Origin of the sequence: Streptomyces liliiviolaceus, assembly GCF_018070025.1 — a bacterium.
Taxonomy (GTDB): Bacteria; Actinomycetota; Actinomycetes; order Streptomycetales; family Streptomycetaceae; genus Streptomyces; species Streptomyces liliiviolaceus.
Genome location: NZ_JAGPYQ010000001.1, coordinates 89366 through 107734 on the forward strand (window position 1 = coordinate 89366; position 18369 = coordinate 107734).

An 18369-nucleotide genomic window follows, 5' to 3' on the forward strand; every position below is an offset into this window, starting at 1 on the left:
GCGGGGGCGAGGAAAAGCCCCCCTACCTCCCCGCCTCCTTCGACACCAACGCCACCGCCTCGTCCACGTCATCCGTCAGGTGGAACAGCAGCAGGTCCTTCTCCGATGCCTTGCCCTGGGCGATCAGGGTGTTCTTGAGCCAGTCGACCAGCCCGCCCCAGTACTCCGTACCGAAGAGCACGATCGGGAAGCGCGTGACCTTCTGGGTCTGCACGAGGGTGAGCGCCTCGAAGAGTTCGTCGAGCGTGCCGAGCCCGCCGGGCAGCACCACGAACCCCTGCGCGTACTTCACGAACATCATCTTGCGGACGAAGAAGTACCGGAAGTTGAGACCGATGTCGACGTACTCGTTGAGCCCCTGCTCGAAGGGCAGCTCGATGCCGAGGCCGACCGAGATGCCCTTCGCCTCGCAGGCGCCCTTGTTGGCCGCCTCCATGGCCCCGGGACCACCGCCGGTGATCACCGCGAAGCCCGCCTCGACCAGGCCCCGGCCGAGCGCGACCCCCGCCTCGTACTCGGGCGAGCCCACCGGCGTACGCGCCGAGCCGAACACGCTGATGGCGGCCGGGAGTTCGGCCAGCGTGCCGAAGCCCTCGATGAACTCCGACTGGATGCGCAGCACGCGCCAGGGATCGGTGTGCACCCAGTCCGACGGCCCGCCGGCGTCCAGCAGCCGCTGGTCCGTCGTGCTCGCCTGCACCTGCCCCCGCCTGCGCAGCACGGGTCCCAGCTGCTGCTCCTCCGGTGGCTGCTTGCTGCCCTCGGGGTTGCCGGTAGCCATATCCGCTCCCTCCGCTTGCCGATCGTTCCACCTCAGCGTAGATCTCCACGGGTTAAGGAGGGGGGACGCCGGCATGTCCGCCTCGGATCGGACGGCAGATCGGACCGCGGGCCGGGCCGCGGGTCAGGCCGTCAGCCAGGCCTTCAGCCGCTCCTCGCCCGCCAGGATTTTGGCGGTTTCGACCCGTTCGTCACGCTTGTGCGCCAAGTGCGGGTTGCCGGGGCCGTAGTTGACCGCGGGGACGCCGAGCGCGCTGAAGCGGGAGACGTCCGTCCAGCCGTACTTGGGCTGCGGGGTGCCTCCGACGGCCTCGATGAACGCCGCCGCGGCCGGATGCGAGAGGCCGGGCAGCGCCGCCCCGCTGTGGTCGTCGACGACGAACTCGGCCACGCCGCAGTCGGCGAAGACCTCGCGGACGTGCGCGAGCGCCTCCTCCTCGCTGCGGTCGGGCGCGTAACGGAAGTTGACGCTCACCACGCACTCGTCAGGGATCACATTGCCCGCCACCCCGCCCGAGATGCCGACGGCGTTCAGGCCCTCGCGGTATTCGAGGCCGTCGATGACCGGGTAGCGCGGCTCGTAGGAGGCGAGGCGGGCGAGGATCGGGGCGGCCGCGTGGATGGCGTTGGAGCCCATCCAGCTGCGCGCGGAGTGCGCCCGCTCCCCCGTGGTCTTCAGGAGCACCCGCAGGGTCCCCTGGCAGCCGCCCTCGACCTGCCCGTCGGAGGGCTCCAGGAGGACCGCGAAATCACCCTCCAGCCACTCCGGGTGGGCCTCGGCCACATGCTTGAGGCCGTTCAGGTCGGCGGCGACCTCTTCGTTGTCGTAGAAGATGAAGGTGAGGTCGCGGTTGGGGGCCGGCACCGTGGCCGCGATCCGCAGCTGTACCGCGACGCCCGACTTCATGTCGCAGGTGCCGCAGCCCCAGAGCACGCCGTCCTCGTCCAGGCGCGAGGGCACGTTGTCCGCGATGGGCACCGTGTCGATGTGCCCGGCCAGGATCACGCGCTCGGCCCGGCCCAGGTTCGTGCGCGCGACGACGTTGTTGCCGTACCGGTCGACCGTGAGGTGCGGCAGGGCGCGCAGGGCGGTCTCGACGGCGTCCGCGAGGGGCTTCTCGGTGCCGCTCTCCGACGGGAAGTCGACGAGCCGCGCGGTGAGCCGGGCGGCGTCCAGCGTGAGGTCAAGTGGGGTGTCGGCCATGCCGTCGACCCTAACGCGCCCGGTCCTCGCGGCCTCCCCGCAGGCCGGTCCGCGAGCCGGTGGATCTCCGCGACCTCACACGGCTCCGACAGTACTCTCCAGTACCTTGTACGCGTGCCTGAGCCGTCCCCCGCTTCCGTCGCCCCCAGGCGCCGTGGCCGTCTCCTGCGTTCCGGAGCGGCCCTCGTCGTACTGCTCGGCGTCGCGGCGTATCTCACCGTGCAGTACCTGACCGGCGGGTCCGGAGTGCCGAAGTGCACCGTCGTTTCGGCCGCGGGCGACGGCACGTCGTACGAGTTCACGGCGGAGCAGGCGGTGAACGCGGCGACGATCTCGGCGGTCGGCGTCCACCGCGGGATGCCCGAGCGGGCCGTCACGATCGCCCTCGCGACAGCCCTCCAGGAGTCCGCCCTGCGCAACCTCGGCCATGGCGACCGGGATTCGCTCGGGCTCTTCCAGCAGCGGCCCTCGCAGGGCTGGGGCACCGAGCAGGAGATCCTGGATCCGGCGTACGCGGCGGGCGAGTTCTACGAGCATCTGGACAAGGTGCCCGACTACGGGCGACTGCCGCTCACCGTCGCCGCGCAGCGCGTCCAGCGCAGCGGCTACCCGGAGGCGTACGCGAAGCACGAGCCGGACGCGACGCTCCTCGCGGCGGCCCTGACCGGCCGCGCCGCCGCGACGCTGACCTGCGAGGGCCGCCCCGACACGCGCCCCGGCGGCCCGGAGTCGGTACGCACCGCGCTGGTACGGGACTTCGGGCGCGGGGTCTTCGAGGAGGCGGGCGCCACGGTGGCGGCGACTTCCTCGGCCGACCCGTCGACCGGCTCGTCGGCTGATCCGTCGGCCGGCTCGTCGGCCGGCTCTTCGCTCGCGCCGTCGGGTCCGTCCGTGCCGTCCGCCTCGGTGAGCGGGTCCGGTGGCAAGCGCACGGTGACCCTGCCCGTACCGAAGACGGCGGCCACCGGGGGCGGGCAGCGGCAGCGCGGGTGGGCCCTCGCGCACTGGGCCGTCGCCAACTCCTCGGCGCTGCACGTCGAGCGGGTCTCGTACGCGGGCCGGGTGTGGACGGCCGGAAGCACCCGGAGCGAGTGGCGCGAGGACGGTCGGGTCGGCCGGAACGCCGTCGGCGAGGTTCGAATCGTCACCGGGCAGTAGTACGGACCCTCACCCGTTGGTGGCACTCCCGGCGTGCCACGTCGACAGGTGACCGCAGTTTTCTGCGGCTCTTTCCCGCGCTTGTCCCGCACCTGTCCCGTGGACGTCAAAACCCTTGTCAGCAAAGGGCTGTGGGGATTCGGCGGGCTGTGCGACCAGGCCTTCTTTGCCCGGGTTTCTCCGCAGCCGATAATGCGACGCATTACCAACTCTTTACTTCGGGCCACCGCAACCTTCGCGGGCTTCGAGCGGTAGTCACTGCGTCCGAGCCCGGAACGATCAACACCGGTCGACAGCCGGTCGACATCCAGTCGGCAGCCAGTCGGCGGCGAGTAGGTCAACTGCCGGGCGCGGCGGAAGATTTCATCGTTCTCTCCCCGTCAAAGGAGCACCATGTCCCTCCCCCTGACCCGTCGGATCGCCCGTGTCGCGCTGCTCATCGCAGCCGGAGCGGCACCCGTGGTCGGTGCGGCCGGCTCCGCGAGCGCGGCCGCACTGCCGGCCACCCCCGACCTCGGCGGCCTGAGCGCGCTGGACAACGCGGGCACCACGGTCGACGGTGCCACGCAGAACGCCACCGGGATGGCCGGCGAAACGGGCAGCAAGGCCGTGAAGAAGGCCGTGCCGTCCGCGGGCAAGACGGGCGGCAAGGCCGTCAAGACCGCGACGCCCGCGGCGCAGAAGACCGCCGGGGATGTTGCCGGGACCACGGGTGACGTGCTCGGTGACACCGCGGGGTCGGCGACCGGTGGTGGGCTGCCGACCGACGCGGTCTCGAAGGGCGGGCTGCCGACCGAGGGGCTGCCGCTGCAGGGGCTGCCGCTCGGCTGATCGGCTTGCCGCCGGTTCGCTTGCGGTGAAGGGGTCCAGGGGTTTCCCCTGGGCCCCTTCGCCTTTGCGCTTGCGCGTGCGGGTTCGCCTGCGGCGGGCTGGTGGGTTTTCGGGTGCGGGTGCGTCGTGGCTGGTCGCGCCGTTCCCCGCGCCCCTTGTGGGGGCTGGTCACGGGGTTTGGGGTGCGGGTGCGTCTCGGCCGGGCGCGCCGTTCCCCGCGCCCCTGGACGGCGGCCCTTCGGGCGCCGACAGAAGCTGGAGGCCGTCAGGCCACGGACACCGTCAGGCTGTGGGTGTCGTCAGGCGGGTTGTCGCCGCCTGGACTCTTTCGTCCGTTGCCGTCAGGGCCACCCTTACGAAGTTGGCGCCCGCCGGGCCGTAGAAGTCGCCCGGGGCCACCAGGATGCCGAGGGCGGCCAGGTGGGCCACCGTGTCCCAGCAGGACTCGTCGCGGGTCGCCCAGAGGTAGAGGCTGGCCTCGCTGTGTTCGATGCGGAAGCCGTGGCTGACCAGGGCGTCGCGGAGGGCCTTGCGGCGGGCCGCGTACCGTTCGCGCTGCTCCTGGACGTGCGTGTCGTCCGAGAGGGCGGCCACCGTGGCGGCCTGCGTCGGCGCGGACGTCATCATTCCGCCGTGCTTGCGGATCTGGAGCAGGTCGCCCAGGACCGCGGGGTCACCGGCGAGGAACGCCGACCGGTAGCCCGCCAGGTTCGACCGCTTCGACAGCGAGTGGACCGCGACGATCCCCTCGTACGAGCCGCCGCACACCTCGGAGTGCAGGACCGAGACCGGGTCGGCCTCCCAGCCCAGTTCGATGTAGCACTCGTCGGCGAGGACGAGGATGCCGTGCTCACGCGCCCAGGCGACGATCCGGGTGAGTTCCTGCTGGGAGAGCACCCGGCCGGTGGGGTTCGACGGGGAGTTGAGCCACAGCAGCTTCAGGCCGGTGGGGTCCAGGTCCGTCGGGTCGTCGTACGCGATGTGGTCCGCGCGGGCGAGGCGGGCGCCGACCTCGTACGTCGGGTACGCCAGGCGCGGGTAGGCCACCTTGTCCCCCGGGCCGAGGCCCAGCTGGGTCGGCAGCCAGGCCACCAGTTCCTTGGAACCGACCACCGGCAGGACGTTGCGGTGGGTAAGGTCCCGGGCGCCGAGCCGTCGCCCGCACCAGCTGACCAGCGCGTCCCGCAGCTCCGGGGTGCCCCACACCGTCGGATAGCCGGGCGAGTCGGCGGCGGCGACCAGAGCTTTCTGGATCAGCTCGGGCACCGGGTCGACCGGGGTGCCGACGGAGAGGTCGACGATGCCGTCCGGGTGAGCGGCGGCCTTCGCTTTGAAGGGCTCCAGCTTGTCCCAGGGAAAGGCGGGAAGCCGGTCGGAGACTGCGGACACGGGTTCTGGCTCACTTTCTGCGCGGCAGGCACGGCAGGCACGGGGCAGGCACGGCAAACACGGCGGCCCCGCACGGCGGCGGGCCGTACGGGACCGGGACGGCACCCGCGGCTGCCGCCGGGCGGGGCCGCCGGCGCACGGGCCGCTTACTGGTTCTGCGGCGGCAGTCCCGCGACGAAGGGGTGGTCGCGCTCGATGAGGCCCAGCTTGCTGGCACCACCGGGCGAACCCAGCTCGTCGAAGAACTCGACGTTCGCCTTGTAGTAGTCCTTCCACTCCTCGGGAGTGTCGTCCTCGTAGAAGATCGCCTCGACCGGGCAGACCGGCTCACAGGCACCACAGTCGACGCATTCGTCCGGGTGGATGTACAAGGACCGCTGGCCCTCGTAGATGCAGTCGACCGGGCACTCCTCGATGCACGCCTTGTCCTTGACGTCGACACAAGGCTGCGCGATGACGTAGGTCACGCTGTCGTTCCTCCTCGATAGGGCGCTGGCGAGCCGTCTTCAGGCTCCGCCACCTGGCGCGCGGGAGCGCGGCGTCGTCGATGCCCGCACCTAGTATCTCCGTTCTTGGGCATGATCCGAACAGGAGGGTTGGACTGAGCTGTGGATTTCTCACCACACTTCCGGCTTGAGGTCCGTGTCACCCCCGCTGACGTGGGCAAACGCGTTTCGGTACGACGGATGCGCGAAGAGGACCCCGAGGGTGAGAAGTTCACCGACACGGTCGGTGTTCTCACATCATGGGACGACGGTGTGCTGCTGATCACACGCCGGTCCGGGGAAAGCGTCCGCATTTCGGAAGCGACGCTGGTCGCGGGCAAGGTCGTCCCCTCCGCGCCGGCCCGCAGACGGGGCCCCGCCGCCTCGTACGAGGAACTGGCGCGGGTCGCCGCACGGGCCTGGCAGCCGGTGGAGCGCGAACGGCTCGGCGCGTGGGAGCTGCGGGCCGCGTCCGGCTTCACGCGACGCGCCAACTCGGTCCTGCCCCTCGGTGACCCGGGCGTGCCGCTGGACGAGGCGCTGTCGCGCGTACAGGAGTGGTACGCGGCACGCGGCCTGCCCGCCTACACGCAGACCGCCACGGGCGCGGAGGGCACGCAGGAAGCGCTGTGCGCGGAGCTGGAGGTACGGGGGTGGGTGCGTGAGGTGTCCGCGGAGCTGTGGACCGGCGCGCTGGCGCCGGTGGCGGACCTCCCGGACCCCGGGCCCGGGCGGACGGTCACGCTGTCGCGCGAGGCCGACGAGGGGTGGCTGGGCCGCTACCAGCGCAAGGGGGTGAGCGAGGTGGCGCTGAAGGTGCTGGGCAGCGGCCCCTCGGTGTGGTTCGCGACCGTGCCCGGCAGCGAGCCGGGGGTACCCGCGGCGATCGGCCGGTGTGTGGTCGACGGCCGCTGGGCCGGGTTCGCCGCGGTGGAGGTGGACCCCGCGCTGCGCCGCCAGGGTCTGGCCACCACGGTCATGACGGCCCTCGCCCGCCAGGCCCTGACGGAGGGCGCCTCGGCCGCCTGGCTCCAGGTGGAATCGGACAACACGGGCGCCCGCTCCCTCTACACCCGCCTGTCCTTCACCCCTCACCATGCCTACCACCACTACAGAGCCCCGGCTCCAGAACGGGCCCCGTGAAGGGCGCGGGGAACGGCGCGCGCAACCACGACGCTGCCGCACCCGACGACACACCGGCACCACCCCCCACCAGGGGCGCGGGGAACGGCGCGACCAGCCACGACGCACCCGCGCCCGACAACCCCACGCCCACCCCCCCCGTTCCCCCCCGTACCCCCCACAGAGAACCGCGCGCCGCGCACCGGTATCGATCGGCGTGAAAGGGCACGAAGCAGCTATGCGTCCACTACATCCCCCCGACCCGGCGCGAAGCGCCGAATGGCGGCGGCGCTTCGGCGAAGAGGCACGAGCCGACCGCCCCGACCTGTCGGCCCTGTGTCTGCTGGTGGGCGCACAGGCGGACGGCGAACTGACCGAGGCCGGGATGGACGCGGCCCAGATCGAACTGGACCGGCTGGCCGGAGAACTGCCGTTCCGGCCCGGCGGCCCCCGGTCCTGGGCCACGGCGCTCTCCGAGCACCTCGGCACCGGCCTCGGCTTCCGCGGTACGCCGGGCGACTACCAGCGCCTGGAGTCCTCCCTGCTGGACAAGGTGCTGAAGCGCCGCCGCGGACTGCCCATCCTGCTCTCCGTGGTGTGGATGGAGGTCGCGAGAAGGGCCGGAGCGCCCGTCTACGGAGTCGCCCTGCCCGGTCACTTCGTCGTCGGTTTCGGCCCGCCCGAGCAGCAGGTCCTCGTCGACCCCTTCGTCGGCGGCCGCGTACTGACCGGCACCGACGCGGAGCTGCTGGTGGCCGGTGCCACCGGCTCCCCCCTCGACCCGTCGATGCTCTCGCCCGCCGACCCGCTCGACGTCGTCCTGCGCATCCTCAACAACATCCGCGCCTGGGCCGCCGCCCGCCCCGAACGCTCCGACGTGGCCCTCTGGGCGGTCGACTTCTCGCTCCTGCTGCCCTCGCACCCGGCTCGTCTGCGCTACGAACGCGCCCAGCTCCTCGTGCAGCGCGGCGACTTCCTCATGGGCGCCACGGAACTCGACGCGTACGCGGAGATCGTGGCCGCCGTCGACGAGCCTGCGGCGGCCCGTGTACGGAGCCAGGCGCACGCGGCCCGCGCGATGCTCAACTGACCCCCGGACCGGCCCCCGGTTGTCCCTGTCGGAGTCCTTGCCGGAGTCCCTTTCAGGGCTTCTTGACGGCCAGTTCCCCCAGCACGCGGGCCACCGATCCGATGAAGGCCGCGTACGCCCGGGCGCTGCACGGCAGTTCCGGGTTCCAGGGCGTCACGGTCGCGGCGGCGGTCAGGGCGCGCCAGGCCGGTACGGACTCCAACTCGGCGGCCGGGGCGGCGTTTCCGCGGACGTCCGCGAGGACCAGGTCGGGAGCGAGTTCCACCGCCCGCTCCCAGGTGGTCGTGGCCCAGTTCGCGCCGCCCTCGCCCGGCTCGATCAACTCCACTCCCAGTTCGGCCAGATGACGTAACTCCGGCCAGGCCCCGGGGCGGGCGAGGTGCACCTGGCCGGGCCCGGCGGCCGACAGGGCGAGGACCTTGAGCGGCACCGCGGCCTTCGGCCGTACTGCCGACCGGACAAGGTCCTCCGCGGCTGCCAACTCGTCGTCTTGTCCGGCCGGTTCACCGCCGAGGGCCTCGGCGAGTTCGGTGAAGCGGGCCAGGATGCGGGGCAGCGAGGTGTCGGCGCCGACCGCGAGGGCGAGCACCGGCGCGTCCGCCCGTGCGGCCGCCGGCTCCGTGACCGCGTACGGCTTCTTCCCGTCGTAGGTGACGTCGACGACCAGGTCCGGTCGCACGGAACCCAGCGTCGCGTGGTCGAGGGTTCTGCCCGCGCCCAGGTACGGGACGTCCGCGAGGGAGCCGGACTTGGCGCGGTCGGGCTCGTCGCCGTCGTGTCCTGACCCGTACACCGCGACGGGCCGCACCCCCAGGTCCCACAGCCCCGCACCCGCGCGTACGTACGCGGCGACGCGCTCGGGCCGTCCGGTGAGCCGGACCGTGATTCCCCGGTCGTCCGTGAATTCCCAGCCCATACGGCATCCGCCCCTTCGACACCCGCCCGGCGCGGCCCACCCGGCACCGGCAACGATGCGGCGGACGTCCGGACAGGGCAAGAGGGCACCCGGCCATCACCGGGTGCCCTCTCGATGTTCCGCGAAGCGAACTGCTGCGGCGGCTACTGCTGCTACTGCTACTGCGTGGGGTCTACGTCGGGTTGGTCTCGATCACTCCGACGCGGTCCGCCGCCGTCTTGCCGAGGAGCGCCTGGCGCAGTGCGCCGACCACGTCCTGCGGGGTCACGGCGGTCTTCTTGCCGTTGCCCCGGGCGATCGTCACACCGTCGAACGCGCCGCCGTACAGCTCCTTCAGCGCGGGCAGATCGTAGTAGTCGACCAGCTTGCCCTCAGGAGTGGCCTTGACGCCGAGGAACTTCCACAGGGAGTTCTCGGGGCTGAACTGGACCACCGCGGCGCCCGCCTTGATGGTCACAAGTCCCGACATGGCGGGCTGCGCGAACTCCTTCATCATGCGGTCGACCTCGGCCTTGGAGACCTTGGGCTCCTTCGCCGTGGTCGGCACCTTCACGGGAGCCGACTCACCCGTCTCCACCTGGGTGCGGTACGCGTCCTCGACGGCCTTGGTCGACCGGTCGATGTCGATGCCCTGGCCCGCCTTGCCGTAGACGGCGACGGCCTTGCCCGACTGGAACTTGATCGTTCCTTCGGTCGCCGAGCCGGAACCGCCCGCGGCCCCTTCGAGGGCTGCCGCCAGCTTCTCCTCGTCGACGGGCATGACGGGGGCGACGACCCGCTCCTGGCCGATCAGCGAGCCGATCACCGAGACGGGGTTGTAGTCGCTGCCCGCGGCGGCCCGCACGGTGGCCTGGCTGTCGAGCTGGAGCCCGGCCTGGTCCGGCTTGAGCGCGACGGTGTCGCCCTCGACCGAGAGCTGCAACGGTTTTGCGGCCGACGCCTTGAACGCGTCGTCGAGCTTCTGGACGGCCTCGTCGCGCGTACCGCCGCCGATGTCCACACCGAGCACGCTGGTGCCCTTGGGGACGTCGGAGTGGTTCATGAGCAGTCCGGCGCCGTACGCGAGGCCGCCCAGGGCCACCACGCCGGTGACCAGGAGCACGAGCTTGTTGCGGCCCTTTTTCTTCTGCTTGGGCCGCGCGGCGGCGGGCGCGGCCGGTGAGACCGGTTCCGGCAGCTTCGGGGGCTGGTGCGGCAGCGGTCCGTCGGTGTGCGCACCCGGTCCGAACGGCGAGTTCGGGGCGGAGGGCACGACGGGGATGCCGCTGGTGAGGGTGTGCCCGGAGACGTTCTCACCGGCGCCGCCGTAGCCCGGCGCGCCCGGTTCGGGTGCGGGGACCTGCGGGGTGAGGATCGCGGTGTCGTCGCTCAGGCCGCCACCGGGACGGCCGGCGCCCGCGGGGGCACCGTTGAAGGCGGAACCGCTCTGGGCGCCCTTGCCACCGGGGAAGCCGGAGGCGTCCGGGCCACCGGGAGCGCCCTGCCCGCCGGGGCCGGGACCGCCGGGGGCACGGTGACCGCCGGGACCAGCCTGGCCGCCGGGCGCACCGGGGTTGCCGGGAGCACGGTGACCGCCGGGGAAGCCCTGGCCGCCTGGGGCGCCGGGTGCCGCCAGGGGCGTGTCGCCGCTGACCGGGCCGCCGGTGGGACCCGCGGGCCCACGCTGGCCGCCCTGACCGTTCTGGCCGTTCTGGGCGCCCTGACCGTTCTGGCCGCCGTCGGAGAAGTACGGGAGTCCGTCGCGGCGCGGTTCGGCGCCGCCGTTGTCGCCCGCCTGGGCGCCCGTCGGGTACGGAGATCCGCCCGGCCCGGTGCCCAGCGGCCCCGCCGCCAGCGCCCGGGAGACGTCGAAGGAGCCGGTACCGCCGCCGTGGCCGGGGGCCACCGGTGCGGTGCCGCCCGCGCCGGGCAGTCCCGCGCCGTTGGTACCGCCGCCGGGCCGCGCGCCGGGGGTGGCGGCGCCGCCGGGCCGCGCCGTGGGCGCTCCGGAGGGGCCAACTCCCGCACCGGCGCCCGTCGCCGGGCCCTGCGCGCCCGAACCGGCGGCCATTCCGGCGCCGTTGGCGTTGCCGCCGCCCGGGCCGCCCTTGGGCGCACCGGCCTTGCGGGGGGCGAACCAGTCGCTCCGCTTCTCCTCGGCGCCACCACCGGAAGCACCGGCACCACCGGCGCCGGGCGCGGGGTGGGAGCCCGTGTCGGAGTCGACGGGCCGGGTCGGAAGGGCGGGCGGTCCGGCCTCCGGGGCCGTGGACCGGGACGCACCTGTGGCGTCGGAGGACTCCGCGTTGGCCACGGGCGTGCGCACGACGACCGGCGGAATCGGCCGGGATCCGGGGATGTTGATGCGGATCCGCGTCGTCAGCGTGGTCTCGGTCTTGGGCTGTTCCGGCCGGTCACCGGCACTGCGCCCCGCGTCGGCGGCGCCGTCGGAAGCCATCGGCGTTCCGTACGGCGGAGTCCCCGACGGGTATGCGGTTCCCCCGCGCCCGTTGGGCCCGGAGGACGAACTGTCAGTTTCACGACTCAAGGCAGGTTCTCCTGGTTGGCTCCACCGCCCGGGTTACTCGACCTCGACCTCGATTCGGGCGGCTCGGCGGCGCGCTCCACCATACTGGCCACTTGTCCCCCTCATTTTGCGGCCGTCGGGGAAACCCACACCGGACTTGCACCTGCGCGCTGTGGCGAAGTGGTACGTCACTTGCCAAGTCGGGCGGCGGGGCCGCCCGGTTGCCGTTCCTGGCCAAGGGTGGCGCACATCACAGCCAGAGCCATCCCGCCGAGCAGGAAGAGATAGGAGCCCGCTCCCGCGGCGAAGAGGAAGTCGCCCTCGGGGCGGCTGGCGGTGAGCAGGACGACGGCGATCATCCAGCCGGCCGCGGGCGCGACCGCTCCGGCCCGGCCGCCGGTCGCGCGTGATCCGCCGAGGAACAGGCCCGCCGCACCGGCCAGCGCGAGCAGCAGCCCGCCCGGGAACCAGCCCGACTGGACCAGCGCCCCGGCCACCGCGACCACGGCGCCGAGGACGAAGAGGCCCAGGTGGACGACGACCCGCAGGGCCGAGGGCGGGCGCAGGGGCTGGGCGAGCATGACGCCCGCGTTCGACCGGTCCGCCGGCGAACGGTTCGCGCTCGACCTGTTCGCCGCGTTCATCGCGTACCGCCCTCGGTGGTTGCTTCTGTGATCTGTGCGAATGTGCTCTCCGCGAACAGTTCCGTGATGCCCGCGAACAGATCGCTCTCCCGGGCCGTCCCGCCACGCTCGCCGCGCACCAACTCGTAGTACTCCACGGGGAAGAGGGGCTGCGCGAGCCGGTTGGAGAGGGCGAACCACGGTTCGGCGACCTCGATCTGGGTGGCGTGCGCCCGCATCGCGGCGGCCTTGGCCGCGACCTGGGCGGTGCCGTCGATCTCCGTGGTGACCACCGGGTCGTCCACCACGCCCGGCACGTCGTCGACCGTGGCGGAGGCGGGGAAGGGCAGTTCGCCGAGTACGTCCTTGAGGCGGGCGAAGCCCTCGTCGGCGACGGAACGCGGCACGCGGTTCCAGTAGATCTTCGCGATCGTCCACGGTTCGCCGAGGTCGGTGCGGAAGTCCGGCTCGGCCGCGAGATCGGCGGCGCGCATGGCGACGCGGTGGGCCTGGATGTGATCCGGGTGGCCGTAGCCGCCGTCCGGGTCGTAGGTGACGAGCACGTGGGGGCGTACCTCGCGGATCACGCCGACCAGATGGGCGGCCGCCTCGTCGACGTCCGCGCGCCAGAAGCAGCGCGGGTCGTCGTTGTCCGGGAGGCCCATCATCCCGGAGTCCTCGTAGCGGCCGGCGCCGCCGAGCGAACGGGCGTCCCGCACGCCCAGCTCACGCATCGCCTCGGCAAGCTCCGCCAGGCGGTGCTCGCCGAGGTGTTCTCCCGACAGATGCGCGAGTGTGGGCGGAATGACCTCGCCCAGCTCGCCCCGTGTACAGGTCACGAGGGTGACCTGAGCGCCCATGGCCGCGTACCTGGCCATGGTGGCGCCGTTGTTGATCGCCTCGTCGTCCGGGTGCGCGTGCACCAGGAGCAGACGCCCGGCGAAGGGGGAGGGGGGTCCCCCGGGCCGGCGGCCGGAAGAGGGCAGTTCCGTCATGGTCCCCACCCTACGAGGCGGGGGTCACGGTCAGAACTTGATGTCCCCGATCATGCCGGCGATGTTCGTGGTCAGCTCGTTGATCGTCGGGGCGATCGTCGAGCTGGCGAGGTAGAAGCCGAGCAGGACGCAGACGATGGCGTGAGGCGCCTTCAGCCCTGATTTCTTGACCAGGATGAAGACGATGATCGCCAGTAGCACCACCGCCGAAATCGAAAGTGCCACGGCGGCTCACCTCCAAAGATCCCAGGGACAACGGGGGGTGGGGTCGAACATTGGGGGGCAACAAATCCGTGCAACGGTCAGCAGGTTGATACCCACACAGCGCTAGTGATCATAACTATTCGTGCGTGCGCATTGATCGGCGCACGGCCGCACAAGGGGGCGCATGGCCAATATGGTCGGAGCATGACGACCGAGCCTCTCTCCTTTCCGCGCCGGCAGGCGCGCACCCTGCGTTTCACGCTGGGCGCGCCCCGCGCGTTCACCGTGGCGCCCGACGGTTCACGTGTGGTGTTCCTGCGGTCCTCGTCCGGCACGGACCGGGCGAACCAGCTGTGGGTCCTCGACGTGGCGAGCGGCGAGGAGCGCCCGGCGGCCGACCCGGGGGCGCTCCTAGGGGGTTCCTCCGAGCGCCTCCCGGCGGCGGAACGGGCCCGCCGCGAGCGCAGCCGCGAGGGCGGCGCGGGCATCGTCGGGTATGCCACGGACGCCGCCGTGGAGGTGGCGTCCTTCGCCCTGTCGGGGCGGCTGTTCACCGCCGAGCTGAGGGCCGGAACGGCACGTGAACTGCGGGTTCGCGGACCGGTGATCGACCCGCGCCCGTCCCCCGACGGACGGCTCGTCGCCTACGTCGCCGGGGGCGCCCTGCGGGTCGTCGGCGCGGAGGGCGAGGACGACCGGGCGCTCGCGGAGCCGGAGTCGGACACGGTGACCTACGGGCTCGCCGAGTTCGTCGCGGCCGAGGAGATGGGCCGCTCACGGGGCTTCTGGTGGTCACCGGAGTCGGACCGCCTGCTGGTGGCGCGGGCCGACGACGCCCCCGTACGCCGCTGGTGGATCTCCGACCCCGCGCATCCCGGGCGGGAGCCGCAGCAGGTCGCGTATCCGGCGGCGGGCACCGACAACGCCGAGGTGCGGCTATTCGTACTGGGGCTCGACGGGGTACGTACGGAGGTCCGGTGGGACCGGGCGCGCTATCCCTATCTGGCGCGAGTGCACTGGTCGGCCGCCGGGGCGCCGCTACTGCTCGTACAGGCGCGCGACCAGGCGAGTCAGCTCTATCTCGCCGTCGATCCGGACTCCGGGACGACCAGGATGGTGCACGCGGACGAAGATCCGATTTGGCTTGATCTTTTCCCTGGTGTGCCGAGCTGGAGCCCGAGCGGACAGCTCGTGCGGATCGCCGACGAGGGAGGGGCGCGTGTGCTGGCGGTGGGCGAACGCCCCCTCACGGGTCCGCAGTTGCACGTGCGCGCCGTGCTCGACGTGTCCGACGACGACGTGCTCGTGTCCGCGTCGGCCGGCACGGCCGCGGCCGACCCCGAGATCGGGGAGGTCCACGTCTACCGGGTCAGCGACCTCGGCGTGGAGCGGATCTCCCAGGAGCCCGGCGTGCACTCGGCGGTGCGGGCGGGCGGTACGACCGTCCTCGTGTCGGCCGTGCCCGACCGGCCCGGAGCACAGGTCCGCGTGGTGCGCGACACAGGACGCAGGGCGACGGGGAGCGGCCGTCCGGAGGCGGTGACCGTGGCCTCGTACGCCGAGCACCCCGGAACGAGCCCGCGCGTGCACCTCACGGAAGCCGGTGAGCGCCGGGTGCCGTGCGCCGTCGTGCTCCCCACGGATTACGAGAGCGGTCCGCTGCCCGTCCTGATGGACCCGTACGGCGGGCCGCACGGGCAGCGGGTCCTGGCGGCGCACAACGCGTACCTCGCGCCCCAGTGGTTCGCCGATCAGGGCTTCGCCGTGGTCGTGGCGGACGGGCGGGGCATGCCGGGCCGCTCACCGGCCTGGGAGAAGGCGGTCAAGGACGATCTGGCGGCGGTCGTCCTCGACGACCAGATCCACGCGCTGCACGCCCTCGCCGAGCGCTTCCCGCTGGATCTGACCCGGGTGGCGATCCGCGGCTGGTCGTTCGGCGGCTATCTCGCGGGCCTCGCGGCGCTGCGCCGCCCCGACGTCTTCCACGCGGCCGTGGTGGGCGCGCCGGTCACCGACCAGCGGCTGTACGACACCCACTACACGGAGCGATATCTGGGCGACCCGAACCGGCAGCCCGAGGTGTACGCGGCGAACTCGCTGATCGACGACGACGGGCTGGTGGGGGCGGTCGAACCGGCGCGGCCCATGATGGTCGTGCACGGTCTCGCCGACGACAACGTGGTGGTCGCGCACTCCCTGCGGCTGTCCTCCGCGCTGCTGGCCGCGGGCCGTCCGCACGAGGTGCTGCCGCTGTCCGGGGTCACGCACATGACCCCGCAGGAACAGGTCGCGGAGAACCTGCTGCTGCTCCAGGTGGACTTCCTGAAGCGGTCCCTGGGACTGCGGTAGGACCGGCGCACCGGACGGTCGGGGTCCGGGCGGCCGGGGTCCGGCGTCCGAGCGGTCGGAGTCCGAGGTCCGGGCGGTCGGGGTCCGGCCGCCCGCACGGCCGTTACCGCAGGCTTCGGACGAGCAGGTCGATCAGCCGCCGGTAGGTGTCAGGCGAGCCGGACACCTGCCCGATGCCGCCCGACTCCAGGTGCACCGCGCCGTGCAGGGCCGTCCAGACGACCTGCGCGGCCTCCCCCACGTCGGCGAAGCCCCGGGGTGTGCGGCCTCCGGCGAGGTCCTGGACCAGCTCGATCAGGACCTCGAAGACCGCATGGCCGTACACCGACGCCTCGGAGCCCGTCCGGGCGACCGGTCCGCCGCCGCCGAAGACGAGCGCATAGCGCCGCGGATGCGCGAGCGCGAAGTGCCGGTATCCGTCGCAGGCCTGACGGAAGCGCGGCTCGGGGGCCACCGACCGGTCCACGTCGACCGCGTGCCAGAGGTCGTTCAGCGCCCGGACGGCCAGGGCGCCGAGCAGTCCGTCCTTGTTGCCGAACCGGTTGTACACCCCCATGGGCGCGACCTCGGCCTCGCGGGCGACCGCGCGCACGGTGACGCCGGCCAGGCCCTCGCGGTCGAGCACGTCCTGCGCCGCGTCCAGCAGTACCTCGTGCAGCCGTTCGCTCGCCGTACGGCGCCTGGACGGCGGACCTGCTCCGGCGCTCATCCGTCCCACTCCTCCTGTTCGGGCCACCCGGCGGGCCACGCTGTATAACATCGTTCTACAGGGTGCCTCGTCGTGCCCACAGGGCGGCAACCGGAGTGATCACTCGTGCGATCCGTTGCATGGACGCGATCCGTTGCATGGACGCGATCCGACCCATGGGCGGCCGGTGGCACGCTCGCCGTGGCGGTCGCGCTGGCCGTGGGAGCGGCGTCCGCGGTCTTCGGCGACCATGCCGGTTCGGCGACGCTGTGGGCGATCGTCGCCCTGGGAGCGGCCGGCCTCGTCCTGGCCGTGCGGGCGTGGAGTCCCGCCGTCGCCGTCGCCGCCCTGCTGGCCGCCCTGGAGATCCGCGATCCGGCGCCGTGGGGCACCTGGGCGGTCGCCGGAGGGCTGCTGTTCCTGTTCACCCTCCGCCGCCCCCGTCTCGACGCGATCGCCGCCGGCGCGGTGGTCGCGGGCGGCACGCTGCTCGCCGCGTACAACCCGTACGCCTCGTGGCAGGACAGCGGCGGCGTCGGAGCGTTCGGGATCGTCACGCTCGCGGCCGCCATGGTCGGGGTGGGGCAGTGGGTGCAGGCGCAACGGCGCTATGTCGTCGCGGAGCTGGGACGGCGGCGCCAGGAGGCCGAACGCCGGCGGGAGGAGGTGGCCCGCCACGTGGCGGAGGAACGGCTGCGGATCGCCCGCGAGCTCCACGACAGCGTCGCCCATCACCTCGCGGTGGTCAGCGTCCACACCAATGTCGCCAAGGCCAGTCTCGACTCCTCGCCGGAGGCGTCCAGACGCGCCCTGGACGAGGTGCAGGCCGCCACCCGGTCGGTGCTGGAGGAACTGGGAGTCGTCCTGGGCGTGCTGCGCGCGTCGGAGTCCGAGGTCGCCCCGGCCGCCCCCGTGGACGCTCCCGTGGACGCCGCCGTGGTCGACGAACTCCTGGAGAGCTTCGCGGGCATCGGGCTGAAGGTCGGCGCCGAGGGACTGGACCACCTGCTCGCCCTCGCACCGGTCGCCCGGACCGCCGCCCGGCGCATCCTCCAGGAATCGCTCACCAACGCACAGCGGTACGGCGACGGCGGCGCCCACGTGACGGTGGACCCGCCGGCCGGCGGATACGTCACCCTGTCGGTCCGCAACCCCTGGGTACCGCGCGAGACCGGGTCCGCCGGAAGCGGGCTGGGGCTCGTGGGCATGGAGGAGCGGGTCCACGCGCTCGGTGGCACCTTCCACGCGGGCCCGGACGCGAAGGGATTCCTGGTGACCGCACAACTCCCGGCCGCCGCGCCGCGAAGAACAGCGAAGGAGACATCCGGATGAGCGTCGTACGCGTCCTCGTCGTCGACGACCAGGTCATGATCCGCTCCGGTATACGGGCCCTCCTGGAGACCGGCACCGGAGTCGACGTCGTCGGCGAGGCGGCCGACGGGAGCCGGGCGGTCGACATGGCGCGGGCCCTCGTGCCCGACGTGGTCCTCATGGACCTGCGGATGCCGGTGCTCGACGGGGTGGGAGCGATCACCCGGCTGCGGGCCGACGCCGTCACCGCGGACATCGGGATCCTGGTGCTGACCACGTTCGACACCGACCAGGACATCCTGGCCGCCCTCCAGGCCGGGGCCAACGGCTTCCTCGGCAAGTCCGCGGACCACGAGGAGCTCCTGCGGGCGGTCGAGCGGGTCGCCGCGGGCGGCTCCTCCCTGTCCGCCGTCGCGACGGACACCGTCGTCGGGCACCTCACCCGCACCGCACGCGAGCAGCGGCAGCCGGACCCGGTCTCCCCCGAGGATCTGCGCAGGGCCGGGTCCCTGACGTCCCGCGAACGGGAGGTCACCGTGCTGGTCTCCCAGGGGCTGACCAACGACGCCATCGCGGAGCGCCTGTTCATCTCGCCGCTGACGGTGAAGACCCATGTGAACCGGGCCATGAGCAAGATGCACGTCAGGGACCGGGCCCAACTCGTGGTCGCGGCCCTGCGGGCGGGCCTGCGCGAGGACTGACCGCTCCGGGCGACGGA

General features: G+C 72.7%; 17 protein-coding genes. 7 read left to right on the top strand and 10 right to left on the bottom strand.

All coding sequences use genetic code 11. The features are described 5' to 3' along the window. Positions 1-22: 22 nt before the first annotated feature. On the bottom strand, positions 23-781 hold the full coding sequence (locus J8N05_RS00385; protein WP_210880501.1) for an LOG family protein: 759 nt from the start codon (positions 779-781) through the stop codon (positions 23-25). A 123-nt stretch (positions 782-904) separates the two neighbouring features. Next, positions 905-1984, bottom strand: a complete 1080-nt coding sequence (dapE, locus tag J8N05_RS00390) for a succinyl-diaminopimelate desuccinylase (protein ID WP_210880502.1) — start codon at positions 1982-1984, stop codon at positions 905-907. A 114-nt stretch (positions 1985-2098) separates the two neighbouring features. Between dapE and J8N05_RS00395 the strand changes: the two genes are divergently transcribed. Both J8N05_RS00395 and J8N05_RS00400 read left to right on the top strand, forming a co-directional pair. Beyond that, positions 2099-3142, top strand: a complete 1044-nt coding sequence (locus J8N05_RS00395) for a heavy metal transporter (protein WP_210880503.1) — start codon at positions 2099-2101, stop codon at positions 3140-3142. 393 nt (positions 3143-3535) lie between these two features. Then, entirely contained in the window at positions 3536-3973 is a 438-nt protein-coding gene (locus J8N05_RS00400; RefSeq protein WP_210880504.1) for an ATP-binding protein, read from the top strand. A 282-nt stretch (positions 3974-4255) separates the two neighbouring features. On the opposite strand, the gene J8N05_RS00405 is transcribed toward J8N05_RS00400, so the two are convergent. Together J8N05_RS00405 and fdxA are read right to left on the bottom strand one after the other, a co-directional pair. Next, complete coding sequence (locus tag J8N05_RS00405; RefSeq protein WP_210880505.1) at positions 4256-5362, bottom strand: bifunctional succinyldiaminopimelate transaminase/glutamate-prephenate aminotransferase; 1107 nt, start codon at positions 5360-5362, stop codon at positions 4256-4258. A gap of 146 nt (positions 5363-5508) precedes the next feature. Beyond that, positions 5509-5829, bottom strand: coding sequence for a ferredoxin (gene fdxA / locus J8N05_RS00410; protein WP_190033468.1), 321 nt, complete (start codon positions 5827-5829; stop codon positions 5509-5511). 141 nt (positions 5830-5970) lie between these two features. On the opposite strand from fdxA, the gene J8N05_RS00415 reads away from it, so the two are divergent. Both J8N05_RS00415 and J8N05_RS00420 read left to right on the top strand, forming a co-directional pair. Next, positions 5971-6990: a GNAT family N-acetyltransferase gene (locus J8N05_RS00415; RefSeq protein WP_456339970.1), complete on the top strand. Its 1020-nt coding sequence runs from the start codon at positions 5971-5973 to the stop codon at positions 6988-6990. Positions 6991-7207: 217 nt separating this feature from the next. Continuing rightward, positions 7208-8059 carry a transglutaminase family protein gene (locus J8N05_RS00420; protein ID WP_210880507.1) on the top strand — a complete coding sequence of 284 codons (852 nt, stop codon included), beginning with the start codon at positions 7208-7210 and terminating at the stop codon, positions 8057-8059. Between the two features lie 52 nt (positions 8060-8111). Here J8N05_RS00420 and J8N05_RS00425 read toward each other — a convergent pair whose 3' ends face one another. The 5 genes from J8N05_RS00425 to J8N05_RS00445 form a co-directional block, all read right to left on the bottom strand. Beyond that, positions 8112-8975 carry an ABC transporter substrate-binding protein gene (locus J8N05_RS00425; RefSeq protein ID WP_210880508.1) on the bottom strand — a complete coding sequence of 288 codons (864 nt, stop codon included), beginning with the start codon at positions 8973-8975 and terminating at the stop codon, positions 8112-8114. A 172-nt stretch (positions 8976-9147) separates the two neighbouring features. Then, positions 9148-11502, bottom strand: a complete 2355-nt coding sequence (locus J8N05_RS00430) for a hypothetical protein (protein WP_210880509.1) — start codon at positions 11500-11502, stop codon at positions 9148-9150. Between the two features lie 167 nt (positions 11503-11669). Beyond that, entirely contained in the window at positions 11670-12062 is a 393-nt protein-coding gene (locus tag J8N05_RS00435; protein ID WP_210889926.1) for a DUF6113 family protein, read from the bottom strand. A gap of 59 nt (positions 12063-12121) precedes the next feature. Continuing rightward, positions 12122-13099 carry an N-acetyl-1-D-myo-inositol-2-amino-2-deoxy-alpha-D-glucopyranoside deacetylase gene (gene mshB, locus J8N05_RS00440; protein WP_210880510.1) on the bottom strand — a complete coding sequence of 326 codons (978 nt, stop codon included), beginning with the start codon at positions 13097-13099 and terminating at the stop codon, positions 12122-12124. Positions 13100-13129: 30 nt separating this feature from the next. Further along, the gene (locus tag J8N05_RS00445) at positions 13130-13324 is read right to left on the bottom strand and encodes a hypothetical protein (protein WP_107020199.1); all 195 of its coding nucleotides are present in this window, start codon (positions 13322-13324) and stop codon (positions 13130-13132) included. Between the two features lie 183 nt (positions 13325-13507). Between J8N05_RS00445 and J8N05_RS00450 the strand changes: the two genes are divergently transcribed. Beyond that, the gene (locus tag J8N05_RS00450) at positions 13508-15652 is read left to right on the top strand and encodes a S9 family peptidase (protein ID WP_210880511.1); all 2145 of its coding nucleotides are present in this window, start codon (positions 13508-13510) and stop codon (positions 15650-15652) included. Positions 15653-15755: 103 nt separating this feature from the next. On the opposite strand, the gene J8N05_RS00455 is transcribed toward J8N05_RS00450, so the two are convergent. Next, complete coding sequence (locus J8N05_RS00455; protein ID WP_210880512.1) at positions 15756-16361, bottom strand: TetR/AcrR family transcriptional regulator; 606 nt, start codon at positions 16359-16361, stop codon at positions 15756-15758. A gap of 180 nt (positions 16362-16541) precedes the next feature. Here J8N05_RS00455 and J8N05_RS00460 point away from each other — a divergent pair, with 180 nt between their 5' ends. Continuing rightward, on the top strand, positions 16542-17672 hold the full coding sequence (locus tag J8N05_RS00460; protein ID WP_210880513.1) for a sensor histidine kinase: 1131 nt from the start codon (positions 16542-16544) through the stop codon (positions 17670-17672). Then, a complete protein-coding gene (locus J8N05_RS00465; protein ID WP_210880514.1) occupies positions 17669-18352 on the top strand; it encodes a response regulator in 684 nt (227 codons plus the stop codon). The genes J8N05_RS00460 and J8N05_RS00465 overlap by 4 nt, the downstream gene beginning before the upstream one ends. Positions 18353-18369: the final 17 nt, after the last annotated feature.

Excerpts from the sequence above, each read along its gene's own strand:
- J8N05_RS00385 (WP_210880501.1), bottom strand. The coding sequence starts at position 781 with ATGGCTACCGGCAACCCCGAGGGCAGCAAGCAGCCACCGGAGGAGCAG.
- dapE (WP_210880502.1), bottom strand. The coding sequence starts at position 1,984 with ATGGCCGACACCCCACTTGACCTCACGCTGGACGCCGCCCGGCTCACC.
- J8N05_RS00400 (WP_210880504.1), top strand. The coding sequence starts at position 3,536 with ATGTCCCTCCCCCTGACCCGTCGGATCGCCCGTGTCGCGCTGCTCATC.
- J8N05_RS00420 (WP_210880507.1), top strand. The coding sequence starts at position 7,208 with ATGCGTCCACTACATCCCCCCGACCCGGCGCGAAGCGCCGAATGGCGG.
- J8N05_RS00425 (WP_210880508.1), bottom strand. The coding sequence starts at position 8,975 with ATGGGCTGGGAATTCACGGACGACCGGGGAATCACGGTCCGGCTCACC.
- J8N05_RS00435 (WP_210889926.1), bottom strand. The coding sequence starts at position 12,062 with ATGCTCGCCCAGCCCCTGCGCCCGCCCTCGGCCCTGCGGGTCGTCGTC.
- mshB (WP_210880510.1), bottom strand. The coding sequence starts at position 13,099 with ATGACGGAACTGCCCTCTTCCGGCCGCCGGCCCGGGGGACCCCCCTCC.
- J8N05_RS00450 (WP_210880511.1), top strand. The coding sequence starts at position 13,508 with ATGACGACCGAGCCTCTCTCCTTTCCGCGCCGGCAGGCGCGCACCCTG.
- J8N05_RS00455 (WP_210880512.1), bottom strand. The coding sequence starts at position 16,361 with ATGAGCGCCGGAGCAGGTCCGCCGTCCAGGCGCCGTACGGCGAGCGAA.
- J8N05_RS00465 (WP_210880514.1), top strand. The coding sequence starts at position 17,669 with ATGAGCGTCGTACGCGTCCTCGTCGTCGACGACCAGGTCATGATCCGC.